The 13,364-nt window shown below is 55.3% G+C and carries 11 protein-coding genes and 1 tRNA gene; 10 read left to right on the top strand and 2 right to left on the bottom strand.

All coding sequences use genetic code 11. The features are described 5' to 3' along the window. Nucleotides 1–407: 407 nt before the first annotated feature. From R5M92_RS04895 to R5M92_RS04885, 3 genes are all read left to right on the top strand, one after another. Nucleotides 408–2,318: a propionyl-CoA synthetase gene (locus tag R5M92_RS04895; RefSeq protein ID WP_346798281.1), complete on the top strand. Its 1,911-nt coding sequence runs from the start codon at nucleotides 408–410 to the stop codon at nucleotides 2,316–2,318. A 206-nt stretch (nucleotides 2,319–2,524) separates the two neighbouring features. Beyond that, a complete protein-coding gene (locus R5M92_RS04890) occupies nucleotides 2,525–3,199 on the top strand; it encodes a 7-cyano-7-deazaguanine/7-aminomethyl-7-deazaguanine transporter (RefSeq protein ID WP_346798280.1) in 675 nt (224 codons plus the stop codon). 67 nt (nucleotides 3,200–3,266) lie between these two features. Beyond that, nucleotides 3,267–4,103: an alpha/beta fold hydrolase gene (locus R5M92_RS04885; protein ID WP_346798279.1), complete on the top strand. Its 837-nt coding sequence runs from the start codon at nucleotides 3,267–3,269 to the stop codon at nucleotides 4,101–4,103. Between the two features lie 12 nt (nucleotides 4,104–4,115). On the opposite strand, the gene R5M92_RS04880 is transcribed toward R5M92_RS04885, so the two are convergent. Next, nucleotides 4,116–5,507 (bottom strand): 3'-5' exonuclease family protein, encoded by a 1,392-nt coding sequence (locus R5M92_RS04880; protein WP_346798278.1) that lies wholly within the window; start codon nucleotides 5,505–5,507, stop codon nucleotides 4,116–4,118. Between the two features lie 29 nt (nucleotides 5,508–5,536). Continuing rightward, complete coding sequence (locus R5M92_RS04875) at nucleotides 5,537–6,613, bottom strand: ABC transporter substrate-binding protein (RefSeq protein WP_346798277.1); 1,077 nt, start codon at nucleotides 6,611–6,613, stop codon at nucleotides 5,537–5,539. A 290-nt stretch (nucleotides 6,614–6,903) separates the two neighbouring features. Here R5M92_RS04875 and R5M92_RS04870 point away from each other — a divergent pair, with 290 nt between their 5' ends. From R5M92_RS04870 to tusD, 7 genes are all read left to right on the top strand, one after another. Beyond that, the gene (locus tag R5M92_RS04870; protein WP_346798276.1) at nucleotides 6,904–8,610 is read left to right on the top strand and encodes a potassium/proton antiporter; all 1,707 of its coding nucleotides are present in this window, start codon (nucleotides 6,904–6,906) and stop codon (nucleotides 8,608–8,610) included. 48 nt (nucleotides 8,611–8,658) lie between these two features. After that, nucleotides 8,659–8,749 (top strand) — tRNA-Ser (locus R5M92_RS04865). Nucleotides 8,750–9,170: 421 nt separating this feature from the next. Next, nucleotides 9,171–10,223, top strand: coding sequence for a type III polyketide synthase (locus tag R5M92_RS04860; protein WP_346798275.1), 1,053 nt, complete (start codon nucleotides 9,171–9,173; stop codon nucleotides 10,221–10,223). Between the two features lie 10 nt (nucleotides 10,224–10,233). Beyond that, nucleotides 10,234–10,950 carry a methyltransferase domain-containing protein gene (locus R5M92_RS04855; RefSeq protein ID WP_346798274.1) on the top strand — a complete coding sequence of 239 codons (717 nt, stop codon included), beginning with the start codon at nucleotides 10,234–10,236 and terminating at the stop codon, nucleotides 10,948–10,950. Continuing rightward, entirely contained in the window at nucleotides 10,947–12,086 is a 1,140-nt protein-coding gene (locus R5M92_RS04850) for an NAD(P)/FAD-dependent oxidoreductase (RefSeq protein WP_346798272.1), read from the top strand. The genes R5M92_RS04855 and R5M92_RS04850 overlap by 4 nt, the downstream gene beginning before the upstream one ends. Before the next feature lie 132 nt (nucleotides 12,087–12,218). Continuing rightward, on the top strand, nucleotides 12,219–12,896 hold the full coding sequence (locus R5M92_RS04845) for a Bax inhibitor-1/YccA family protein (protein WP_346798271.1): 678 nt from the start codon (nucleotides 12,219–12,221) through the stop codon (nucleotides 12,894–12,896). 74 nt (nucleotides 12,897–12,970) lie between these two features. Next, complete coding sequence (gene tusD / locus R5M92_RS04840; RefSeq protein WP_346798269.1) at nucleotides 12,971–13,363, top strand: sulfurtransferase complex subunit TusD; 393 nt, start codon at nucleotides 12,971–12,973, stop codon at nucleotides 13,361–13,363. Nucleotide 13,364 lies beyond the last annotated feature (1 nt).

Raw genomic sequence — 13,364 nt, 5'->3', positions numbered from 1 at the left:
TTCTCCCTGCCAGTGCAATGGGTGTCCCCATGGCGTGTTGTTAGTGATCAGGCGGCATTTGCATGCAACTGCGTCGCGATATGGTGATCTTCTTATCATCATTACTTCAGCGCGACCTGTCCAAGTTCTTGTTTAACGATGTATCAATGATATAAGAATTTTTCCTTCCGCTTGGTTTTTGCCTCACTCTCGAACCTAAAATTAATTGACTGTTGTCAACAATCGTGGCGTTTGGTTTACGCCTTTGGTCGGCTTTTAGCCCATAGTATGAAGCGATAAAGGGTTTAATCCTCTAGAGTGTCAACAATCAAGTCTTGCGGTGCCATTAGACGCTACGAGCGAAACACTCTAATAAGCACACAGGCAGGCGCAACGATCTTCTCGTTCGATACAGCAGGCGGAACCCAATGAGCCGATACCAACAGGAATTTTCCCGTTCCATTAGCGATCCTGAAGCGTTCTGGGCGCAACAGGCCAAGCGCATTCCCTGGTTTACTCCACCCACTTCCATTCTGACCTATGACGAACAGGGGCATGCCCGTTGGTACAGCGACGGTGAAATGAATATCAGCCATGCCGCGCTGGATCACCATGTGGAACAAGGGCGTGGCGATCAACCGGCTATCTACTGGGATTCGCCGGTCACTCAGCAGAAGTCGACTCTGACCTTTCGCCAGTTATGCGATCAGGTCGCCCGATTTGCCGGCGCGCTCAAGCAGCTTGGAGTAGAGAAGGGTGATCGGGTGGTTATCTACATGCCGATGGTGCCCGAGGCTCTGGTGGCCATGTTCGCCTGCGCGCGCCTTGGTGCGGTTCACTCCGTCGTGTTCGGCGGATTTGCTCCCCACGAATTGTCGATCAGGATCGACGACGCTCAACCCAAGGTGATCGTTGCCGCTTCCTGTGGGGTGGAAGTCGACAAGGTGCTGCCCTACAAGCCGATTATCGACGAGGCCTTGCAGTTGAGTGCCCATGCGCCGGATGCCACGGTCATCCTGCAGCGCGAAGCGTGTCTCGCCGACCTTGGGGCGAAGGACCACGACTGGCAACAGTTGATCGAGCAGGCGGAATGGGCCGAGTGTGTGCCGGTCAAGGCGACGGATCCTCTCTACGTGCTTTATACCTCGGGCACGACAGGAAAACCCAAGGGCATCGTACGCGATACCGGTGGCTATGCCGTCGCCTTGCACTATTCCATGGAGGCCATTTACGACATGGCGCCGGGGGAGGTGTTCTTTTCCGCATCGGATGTCGGGTGGGTCGTAGGCCACTCCTATATCGTCTACGCCCCCTTGCTGATGGGGTGCAGCACCGTGGTCTACGAGGGCAAGCCGATCAAGACCCCGGATTCCGGGGCCTTCTGGCGTTTGATTCAGGAGTATCGTGTAAAGAGCTTCTTCACTGCGCCGACTGCCTTTCGTGCAATCAAGAAAGAGGACCCCGAAGGTGCTCAGCTGGAGCGCTACGATATTTCCAGCCTGAAGGCGCTGTACCTCGCCGGGGAACGCTTGGACCCGCCGACCTTTCATTGGCTTGATGATCTGCTCGATGTGCCGGTTATCGACCACTGGTGGCAAACCGAAACCGGGTGGCCCATTGCCGCCAACATGCGCGGTATCGAGCCGATGCCGACCAAGGCCGGTTCCGCTACCGTTCCGGTCTCGGGCTTCAACGTGCAGATACTCGACCGGGATGGGGAGAGCACCGGCCCCATGGAGCAGGGCAGCGTGGTCATCAAGCAACCGCTGCCTCCGGGATGCCTGACGGGGGTTTGGGGTGATCCCCAGCGTTTCCATAGCGCTTACATGGCGGCGTTTCCCGGTTACTACCTGACCGGCGACGGTGGCTACTTCGACGATGACGGTTATCTCTTCATCATGGGTCGCACCGATGATGTGATCAATGTCGCCGGTCATCGGCTCTCGACCGGCGAGATGGAGGAAGTGGTCGGCTCTCATCCCGCAGTGGCGGAGTGTGCCGTCATCGGCATTCATGACGAACTGAAGGGGCAGGTTCCCATCGGCCTGGTCATTCCCAAAGATAGCTTCCAGGGTGATGAAGTGACGTTGGAAGAGGAATTGATCGCACGAGTGCGAGCGCAGATCGGCCCGATCGCCTGTTTCAAGCAGGTGCTGGTAGTATCGAGATTACCCAAGACCCGTTCAGGCAAGATCCTGCGCAAGTTGCTGCGTAGTATTGCCGATGGCAAGGAGTTCGGTGTGCCATCCACGATTGATGATCCCGCTAGCCTGCAAGACGTTCACGACATCATGCTGGAGCGCAACGTCGGAGCGGCCGATCAGGCCCGGCCGACATGATCGACTTGCCATAAGCGTCAAGTCATGCTGGTTTCTGCGCAAGGCGTAACGGACAGCAATTCATCTTCCCTCAAGCCACCTGCCTGCAGGTGGCTTTCTTTCCGATACGGGATGCGTATAATGCCCGCCCTGACGCGCCTTGGGCGCGATCCCACGAGGGTTCCCTAACCCCTCCCGCTTTCCAAGCCCAAAAAGGAACATTCTCGATGTTTGCCCTGACGGAAACCCAGTATCGCCGTTGTCTCGCCCTGATGGTGGCATTTCATATCCTCATCATTACTGCCAGCAATTACCTGGTGCAGTTGCCCTTTACTCTCTTTGGGTTCCATACGACCTGGGGGGCGTTCAGTTTTCCCTTCATTTTCCTGGCTACCGATTTGACCGTGCGGCTGTTCGGCAAGGAGCCGGCCCGTGCGATCATTGTGCGGGTCATGGTGCCAGCGCTGCTCATTTCCTATATCGTCTCGGTCGTTTTCCCGCGCGGTAGCTACGCGGGCCTGGAAGCGCTGGGGGAGTGGAATCTGTTCGTCGCCAGGATCGCCCTGGCAAGCTTCATGGCCTATGTGATCGGCCAGCTCCTCGACGTTCGCGTCTTCGACAGGCTACGCCATATGCGGGCATGGTGGGTGGCCCCGGCCTGCTCCACGATTCTCGGTAACCTTGCCGATACCTTTGCCTTTTTCTCGATGGCGTTTTACCACAGCCCTGATCCGTTCATGGCCGCCAACTGGATGGAAATCGCCTGGGTGGACTACGTCATCAAGCTGGGGATCAGTCTGCTATTCTTCTTGCCGTTGTATGGCATCCTGCTGGCCTGGTTGACGCGTCGGCTGGTGACCTTCACCCATCAGCAGGATCTCGAGCCGGCACCCAGCCGTTAATCTGTCGCCAACGTACGGTTGCCCTGAATGAGGCAGCCGTACGAGGCGAAAGAACAAGGAGCAAACCATGGAAGCGCAGCATCAAGAAACCTCGCAATATGTCTCGCTCCAGTATCTGGATGTCGGTACATCGAATGCCGACGCCTTGCCCTTGATCGTCATTCACGGCCTTCTGGGAAGTGCCGATAATTGGCGCAGCCATATCAAGGCATGGCAGCAGACACGGCGTGTCATCGCAGTGGACCTGCGCAACCATGGCCGTTCTCCCCACGCCTGGGGCATGAGCTACGCCGCCATGGCGGGGGATGTGCTGGCGCTGCTTGACCAGCTCGAGATCGAGCGTGCCCATGTGCTCGGCCATTCGATGGGCGGAAAGGTTGCCATCAGCGTGGCGCGACAGGCTCCGGGCCGTGTTGCTTCCTTGATCGTGGCCGATATTGCCGCCGTTGCCTATGAGCATGGCCACGATGCGGTATTCGCCGGACTGCGACGCCTGGAAGAAGGGCGACCGAAAAACCGGCGCGAAGCCGATGATCTTCTGGCGGAGCACGTCGAGGAACGGGCGACGCGTCTGTTTCTGGCCACGAATCTCGAGCGTGGTGGAGAAAACACGCTTGAGTTGCGTATCGGGCTGGATCAAATCGAGGCGGGATATGAAGATATCATCGCTCCGCCGGCAGGCAGCCAGCCATATACGGGGCCGACCTTGCTGTTGCGTGGCGCGAATTCGCATTACGTAAATCAGGACAATCTCGAAACGACTCGGAATGTCCTTCCCAGCTTGCGTGTCGTGGCGTTGAAGAATGCCGGGCACTGGCTGCATGCGGAGCAGCCCGAGGCATTTCAGGAGGCGGTACGCTTGTTCCTCGACGCTCAAGAAAATAGTGACTCGGCTGGCAAGTAGCGGCTTGGCCGCTTAATGTTCCAGGTTGACGACTTCGAGTTCTTGGCTTTCTCTATCACGTAGAAAGCGGTTGAGAATCCGGTAGCTGTCGCCATCGAATTGCACCGTATCGCGGCCAAGCTTGGCAGCGTCCTGGAGATGGTCGACAGCCCCGAGATAACACCAGTTATTCACGATATGCCACGTTCTTGACGAGGCTGGGGTCGGGGCTTCCCCGATAGCGATTCGGCCCTGCCAAGGCCAGGCTCGAAGCTTGAGGTGAGAAAGGGCTTGCCGAGCCCGGCGGCTATGCTCGGTGATGCTTTCGCTGCCATGGCAAGCGCCGCGGCATTTGCCTAACTGACTCGAGAAACAGCGTCCCTTGCCTTTTTCCAGCCCCAGCAGGCGCGGGCAAAGCTGCGCCTCGTCGGCAATCTGTCGCAGGGCGTTCTGCGCATCCCGAGCACTACGAAACAAGCCGAACAGAGATGCCTCGACCTGCATATCTACCTGGTTGCCGCTGAGCAGGCGAGGAGCGTTCATCTCTTCTTTCCATTGCCATGTGGACAGGTTCGACTGTCGTCTCAGCTTTCTATTCATGACCGGAGACAACTGCTTGATCAGTCGTGACTCGAGCAGTTGTGCGCCTAGATCCCCCGATGTCTCATGCCACTCGATGTGCTGGACTTGCTGGGCGAGTCGCATCTCGCGCTCTTCCTGGTAGTCTCGCTGGAAGTGACCTAGCACTCGGCTGCGCAAGTTGATGCTCTTGCCGATATATAACGGTACTCGATTATGCCCGTAGAAGAGGTAGACGCCTGGCGTTGACGGAATTTGCTCGAGAATGCTGGCGTCGAGGTGGGCCGGCAGGCTCGCATGACGACGCTCGAGCTCGAGCATCCGGATAAAAACAGTTGCGGACATGCCCTCCTGCCATTTTCGCCATAAGGTCATCAAGGCGCTGACATCGTCATCGGCTCGATGATGGCTGGCAGGGGAGATGCCGTTTCGCTCCAGTAGCGCCGTCAGGCCATGCTCCCTGGCGCTGGGATCGAGGCGGCGTGAAAGCCTCAAGGTGCACAGGATTCGGGCGCGGTAAGCGAGCCCAGCGCGCTTGAACTCGTTGCGCAGAAAACCATAGTCGAAACGTGCATTGTGGGCGACGAGGATACCGTCACCAAGCCATTCCATGAAATCCCGTGCGAGCTCGGCAAAGGATGGAGCTGTTTCCAGTATCCCTTCGTCCAGGCCGGTGAGCCGGGTGATAGGCGCCGGAACAGCATTTTGTGGGTTTACCAGGCTCACCCAGCGAGAAACCGTTTCCCCGTTCATCGTCTTGTAAGCCGCAATCTCGATGATCCTGTCTCGTGTGGTCCGGGTTCCGGTGGTCTCGAGGTCGATAAAGATCAACGGCCTATCGGTCATGACAACTCATCGCTACCGGCGAAAATGGTTCAAAGCGCATAAGGATCAAGAGCCAGGCGTTCCACGGGCAAGGGGGTATCGACTAGTCCCGCCTCATGCAGGAAACTTTCGAATCTGGCATAGCCTGCGTAATCGAGTGCCGCGGGGCGCAATGCCACTCGATGCAAGATATCCGTCCAGGCTTCTTGGTTGACGCTGTTATCCAGTACCGGACGTGCCTGGACAAGCAACTCCCAGGCTTCCTCGGGGTGTTCGACCATCCAGTGCGAAGCTTCTTCCAGGGCTCCGATAAGCCGCACTATGGTGTCGCGCTGGCGACGCAAGTGTTCCTGGTTGGCGATCATCACTAGCCCTTCATGGCGTGGGATGTCCAGCGCTTCGTGGCGTATCACGGTATTGGCGATGCCATCGGTTTCCAGCTGTGTGGGCAAATAATGGAAGAAGCCGTCCGCCACCGCCTCGACTCGCTCTTCGCGTAATGCATTGGCAACATTGAAGTGGAGCAGCTCGGGCGCCGGATCATCGGCACGCGGGGAGGTTCGGGAACGCAAGTAACTCAGCAGGACATCGCGGCTGTCGAGGGTGGAATAACCATAATGCAAGGCGGCCGGAGGTGTCTCGTCAAGCGAGCTGCCAGCCACTATTACGGCGGTCAACGATGTTTCGATCAACGTGGCGATGCGCACCAGGGGAGTTCCCTGATGGGCTTGAAGGTGCAGCAAAGGCTGTCGAGTCAAGGCAAAATCCACCTCACCTGCGGCCAACATCTTGGAAGGCAGAGAGGGGTCGCCGGGAGTGATAAGCGTAACGTCGAGCCCCAGCTCGGCGAATAATCCCTGTTCGATCGCGATCATCAATGCCGCGTGTTGAGGACTGGGATACCAGTCCAGCATTATCTCCACGATCTCGATGGGAGGTGGCTCGATAGGATCTGCTGGGATCACCGTCGTGACCGGCACTTCCGCGACTGGCTCTGCGGGAGCGGTGGACTCAATGAATTCAGGCACATTGACCTCGGTATCCAGCGACAGCGCCTCCTCGGTCTCGGGTGTCGGGGAAGCATCTTGCGCCTCCGGTTCTGCCCATAGCGCGCTGGAATAACTCAAAAGCGCTGCCAGCAGAAGAGCTAACCATGCCGTGAGGTGTCTTTCCGCTGGCCGGCCGGCCGGGCGATGGCGCGTCAATGATGAACCAGCGGATGAAAAGACTGATCGAGGCATGTGCAATAGCTCCAGGGAGTCGGCGAGGTTGAAGTGTATCTGCTGGTGAAACTTGCTGACCACCTTTCATGCATAAATTTTCATACATGATAGGGCAGTGTTTGGCACTGCCGCATCAGTAAAATCCAGACAGACATGCGATAATGGGCGCAGTTGGTTGCAAGGAGCGAGGCACCGTGGATTCGATCAATACACTTTTCCTGCTGTGTGGATTTTTAATGTCACTCAGCATTCTCGCCAGCCGCTTGTCGGCCCTCGTCGGGCTGCCTCTGCTGTTGATCTTCCTGGGGCTGGGAATGCTGGCAGGGGAAGAGGGTATTCTCGGCATCGAATTCAGCGATTATTCACTAGCCTTTTTGATTGGCCATCTCGCCCTGGCCATGATTCTGTTGGATGGTGGCCTTCGGACTCGCTTGAAAACATTCCGGGTCGGCTTCAAACCGGCGTTGTCGCTTGCCACCGCAGGTGTATTCATCACCAGCGGGGTGGTGGGACTGATTGCCATGTGGGTCTTCGAGCTTTCGTTGACTCAAGGCCTTCTCGTCGGGGCCATAGTGGGCTCCACTGATGCGGCGGCGGTATTCTCCATGCTCAGTGGCCGCGGGGTGAATCTCAATGAAAGGGTGGGAGCCACCCTGGAAATCGAGTCCGGCACCAACGATCCCATGGCTATATTCCTGACCTTGATGCTGGTCGAGCTTCTGGTCGGGGAGATCGGCGGCATCGGCGAAACGCTATTGTTCCTTGTCTCTCAATTCGGTGTGGGGCTGATCCTGGGGTTGGGCGCCGGCTGGCTCAGCGCCAAGCTGTTGCGTTGGCTGGACCTGGCGCCGGGCCTGTACGCCATGCTGGCGTTGGCCTTGGGGTTTAGTGTCTTCGGGCTTACCAGCATATTAGGTGGCAGCGGCTTTCTGGCGATCTACTTGACCGGCTTGATGATCGGCAATCAGCCGGGTCGCCACCTTAATTTCATCCTGCCGGTACACGATGGCCTGGCCTGGTTGAGTCAGATAGGCTTGTTCCTGATACTGGGGTTATTGGTTACGCCCAGTGAAATGCTGGAATACGCACTGCCGGGCGGGGTGGTGGCATTGGGTCTGATTTTCCTGGCCAGGCCATTGGCGGTATTGCTGACGATCAAGCCCTTCTTCAGGTTTCGCTGGCGCGAGACCTTTTTCATTGCCTGGGTAGGGCTGCGGGGCGCCGTTCCCATCGTGTTGGCGATATTCCCGGTGATCGGTGGTGTGGAAAACGCTTCCTTGTACTTCAATGTCGCCTTCGCCGTTGTGTTGATGTCTCTTCTGGTCCAGGGGGGCTCGATTTCCTGGATGGCGAAATGGCTACGTGTGGAAGTTCCCGCCGGAACCACCCCCAATCAGCGCGGGCCTCTGGGAATTCTTCCCGAAAATGATTTCGAGATGTTCGTCTATGTGGTCGAGAATCAGGACCTAGAGGACGTCCCGATCCGCCTGTTACGCTTTCCCTCCGGGGCACTCATTTCCGCTCTGTTCCGCAGCCATGTCATGCTCCACCCCAAGGGCAGTACACGATTGCGCTTGGGGGACGTTATTTGCGTCATTGGTCGAACGGATGATCTTCCCGCCCTGAATCGATTATTCAATGGTGATGCGAGGCTCAAGCAGGAGCGCGCTTTCTTCGGTACCTTCACTCTGGATGGTAGCGCCCTCATGCAGGATGTCGCCCAAGCCTACGGCTTGACCCTCAGCCCAGGAGAACAGGACATGAGCCTGGCCGAGTTCGTCTCCCTGCGTGTTGGCGGCCACCCCGTGGTGGGGGACGATGTCGATTGGCACGGCATACACTGGGTAGTGAGCGAAATGGATAAAGGAAATATTACGCGCATAGGGCTACGACTTTATTGAGGTCGTTGACTTCCAAGGAAGTTCTGTTAATATACGCACCCGTAAGCCGGAGGGATGGCAGAGCGGTTGAATGCACCGGTCTTGAAAACCGGCATAGGTTAATAGCCTATCCAGGGTTCGAATCCCTGTCCCTCCGCCACTTATTAAAAAAGCCGCTGATTTCAGCGGCTTTTTTGTTGCCTGAGAGTTAATGTCTTATCATTGGCAGTCGATTTCCTGAATCGAAATGCTTGGCCCTTTTTACTTTAACCTTTTCAGCTTACGGCGCTTCCGATTAGTTTTCTTGTTTAAAGCTGGCGTGGCTAAGCATATTTCATGAAAGTATTGACCAGTAAATTAATCACAAGTATTTCGTAATGCCTTGTTGCTGCAGTTGGGCGCCTTTACATCAGAGTGTTTAAATACTATTTTCATAATTGCGTTAGATTTTTGGGCATTTGTATGTTTGTGAATAACATCACGTGAAGTGTATTGGCACCATGGATGGGCCTCTTATTTCCGTTGTGAAATTAATTTCATAGTAATCGCGGTGATAAGTGAAATTTCATAGGGAACTGATAATGAAAAAAATCTATATAAATAATATCGCCACTGCTGTGCCGGACTTTGATATCCATGGCAAGTTCATCGAGTACTGCCCGCAGCTTCTGCCGGACAAGCGTTCAATCAAGCTGTTCCAACGAATGGCAGAACGATCCCAGATAGAACATCGATACTCGTTCCTGCAACCTCATCCGGATGACGATAAGCTGGATATAGAGAGCTTCTATCGGAATGGTGCTTTTCCTGGTACTCAGGCACGTATGGAATTTTACGAACGCTTCGCTTTCACCTTGGCAAAGCGCGCCTTGGACCAACTTGACCTCACCGGCACCACCCACTTGATCACAACAACCTGCACTGGATTTTATGCACCGGGGCTGGATCATCAATTGATTCAGCACTACGGGCTGCCGGGTAATATCGAGCGTACCACCGTAGGCTTTATGGGGTGTTACGCTGCGATCAATGCGCTCAAGTTAGCCCGGCATATTGCTCGTTCGGAGCCTCACGCGAAAGTGCTGGTGCTTAATCTCGAGCTTTGCACCCTTCACCTCAAATCCACGGGAACGCTCGAAGAGATTCTATCGTTTGCGATTTTTGCCGATGGTTGCGCAGCAAGCATCGTGTCGGCGCAGCCCATCGGCCTCGAAATCCAAGGTTTCGACTCGGATGTGATGCCGGAAACTGATGATTTAATTACCTGGCGCGTTGGTAACCAAGGTTTCGACATGCATTTGTCAGGAAAAGTGCCGGGTGCCATTGCCAAGAATCTACCGCTTGTGCTCAACACGCTGCTGGACGGTTACGCACGCAGTGATATCAAGCACTGGGCAATTCACCCCGGCGGACGTACGGTGTTGGACGCGGTAAAAGCGGGAGCGGAGCTCGAAGAGCATCAGCTTAGCGAGTCGCGGGAAGTGCTCCGAAAGTTCGGCAACATGTCATCGGCAACCATCATGTTCGTGCTTCGTAATATGTTGAACAACCCCCAAAAACCGGGTCCAGGCCTGGCAATGGCATTTGGACCTGGACTGACCATCGAAAGCATGCGTTTCGTACATCAAGGATGATAAAAGATACATGCCGGACTTCAGTCAACGCAGTGGCAAAAAGGAACTCATGGATGAGGCGAATATTCCGTATGAAGAATTCCACGATTGTCTCATCGGCCTCGAACGTATTAATCACCTGACGCTGGCCTATCGACCGACCCTGCAATGGCTTCGTCCTTGGATGGAAAGCAGTGAACGTCTTTTTGTTCTTGATGCCGCCAGCGGCGGTGGGGACATGTTGCGGCAAATTGCTAGAAAATGGCCTACTCGTGTCGAGGAGGTGGGTTGCAGTATGGTCGGTGTTGACCTGAACCCGTGGTCAAAGAAATCGGCCGAATCCAGGCCATCGTCTTCAGCAGGAAGTTACGAAACCGCGAATGTACTCGAGTTCGAGCCAGATCAGCCGGTAGATATCGTCATATCGTCGTTGTTTACGCATCATCTTACAGATACACAGATTGTCGATTTCATGCGCTGGATGCAAAGGCGAGCGCGAAAAGGCTGGTTTATCAATGATCTGCATCGAAATCCGCTTCCTTATTATTTTATCAAGGGAGCCACCGCACTGTTTAGTCGCAATCGACTGATCCGCCATGATGCTGCCGTATCGGTGGCGCGCGCCTTTACCAAGGCTGATTGGCAACGGCTGATCGCTGAGGCTGGGCTGGATGATCGTGTGCGTGTTCAATGGTTTTTTCCGTTCCGCCTATGTGTTTCTTGTGTCAAGGAATCACCGATTCGATGAGCGACGAGACGGTAATCATCGGGGGCGGGCCGGCGGGGGCTGCGGCGGCAATCGGATTATCCAGGCGAGGCATACCGGTGCGTCTGCTGGAACGAAAGCGAGGCCCACACCACAAGGTTTGTGGTGAGTTCATCAGCTATGAAGCCGCGCAATATCTCGAGGAACTCGGGTTGGATATTGTTGCGTTAGGTGCTGAACCTATTCGCCATGCGCGGTTTTATAATGGCGAGCATGAACTTGCCTTCAACCTACCATTCACCGCATGGAGCTTGTCCCGATGCAGACTGGATTCGGCCTTGCTTGAGCATGCTGACGCTGCGGGTGCCGCCGTGGAGCTTGGAACAACGGTCAGACATTTGTCACGGGCGGGCGATGGATGGAAACTGAGGTCCTCAAACCAGTCTGTTTTGGGGCGAGCTGGCACAGTGCTTTCAGCAAAGTCGGTATTTCTCGCCACTGGCAAGCATGAACTTCGCCACTGGAAACGCAATGTGCAAGCATCCCGCCACCATGGTTTTATCGGGCTTAAGATGCATTTTAGCCCCAGCGCAATGCAGCAGGATATATGGAGGAATACAGTTGAAATCCATTTATTCAATGGCGGTTACGCCGGCTTGGAGCCGATAGAGGAGGGCGGTGTCAACCTCAGCTTCTTGATCACGCAGGACATCTATAAAGCATGTGGAGGTAATTGGGCCAAGATACTTGATTGGCTTGGTAGCACTTCGTCCCATATGAACCAGCGTCTCGCCAGTTTATCACCGTGCTGGTGCGAGCCTTTGGCAGTATCCGGTATACCCTATGGATATATCCGTTCACCCGATGACTCGGTGCCAGGTCTCTTCCCATTGGGAGACCAAACAGCGGTTATTCCGTCATTTGCAGGCGATGGAATTGCCATTGCCCTGCATACGGCTTCACTGGCTACCCACGTTTATTCCACCGGTGGCGATTCCGTGACGTATCAACGCCTGGCCTTCAAGGATCTCAGGCAGCCTGTACGCGATGCCGAGCGACTTGCCGATGTGCTGTCCTATCGCTTGGGACGAAAGGTGGCCTTCGTTTGTGTACGGCTATGGCCAGCGTTGCTGAGAGAAACGATACGCCGAACACGGGTTGGCCTTTCTGCACGATAAGTGTTGAATAGCTATTATCGTTGACATGGTCGCCACTTGCGTTGAAGGCGCGTAGAAGATAACTTGCGTCGGGAACCATAGACCGGCATTCTTGTCTGTTGTGATATTACGCTTTTAGGGAGCATTCCAACGATGGCTTATCAAGATTCCAACGTGACGCATCAGACGCAACGTGGTGTCAGTTCGGTCAGTGCAAACAAGGTATTACGCAACACCTATGCACTGCTTGCCATGACATTGCTTTTCTCTGCGGTCACGGCAGGTGGCGCCATGGCTCTGGGTATCGAGAGGATGAATATATTCGTCTTTTTTATCGGTGCTTACGGGCTCATGTTCCTGGTACACAAGACAGCCAATTCAGCAGCAGGTCTATTGGCGACATTCGCTTTTACAGGATTCATGGGCTTTACCCTGGGACCTATTCTGAGCGCCTATCTGACGTTGCCTAACGGCGCCGCCTTGATCATGAATGCATTGGCCATGACCGGCCTGACTTTCGTGGGGCTTTCGGCGGTGGCGCTGGTTACCAAGAAAGACTTTAGTTTTCTGGGCAACTTCCTCATGGCCGGGGCGATCGTTCTGATTCTGGCCATGGTGGCGGGCCTTATTTTCAATATCCCGGCTTTGTCGTTGATGGTTTCCGCAGGCTTTGTCCTGTTCGCCTCGGCGGCAATCCTCTACCAGACCAGCGAGATCATTCATCGTGCAGGCGAGACCAACTATATCCTCGCAACGATCACTCTCTATGTCTCGATTTATAACCTGTTCGTCAGCCTGCTTTCCCTGCTGGGTATCATGAGCAGCGATTGATATTCTCTACGTAAGTTTGGTTACTAACCCCTCCGCTTGCGGCGGGGTTAGTCTTTTTCAGGAACCCGAGTAGCATGCGATATGCGCTTTTGGTCATGGGGCCGCCGTATAGCTGCCAGGCCGCTCATTCGGCACTTCGCTTCGCCATCACTTTATTAGAACAAGGGCACACGCTCGAGGCGGTGTTCTTCTACCATGATGGCGTTCATAACGCAGCCAACCTCATGGCGCCTCCTCAGGATGAATTGCACCTGCATGATGAATGGATATCCCTGCAACGCCAATACGGCACGCGTCTGGAGGTCTGCATCGCGGCCGCCTTGCGCCGCGGGTTGATGGATGAGCAGGAAGCCAGGCGTCATGGCAAAGCGCACCATAACGTGGAAGCACCCTTCGAGCTTACCGGGCTCGGCCAGCTGATTGTGCTGCAGCAGCAGTGTGATCGTATGATTACCTTCGCTCCTTGAG

The organism is Halomonas sp. Bachu 37, from assembly GCF_039691755.1.
GTDB lineage: Bacteria > Pseudomonadota > Gammaproteobacteria > Pseudomonadales > Halomonadaceae > Vreelandella > Vreelandella kashgarensis.
Note: the sequence above shows the minus strand (reverse complement) of the source record. Positions and strands in the feature narration are given on the sequence as shown.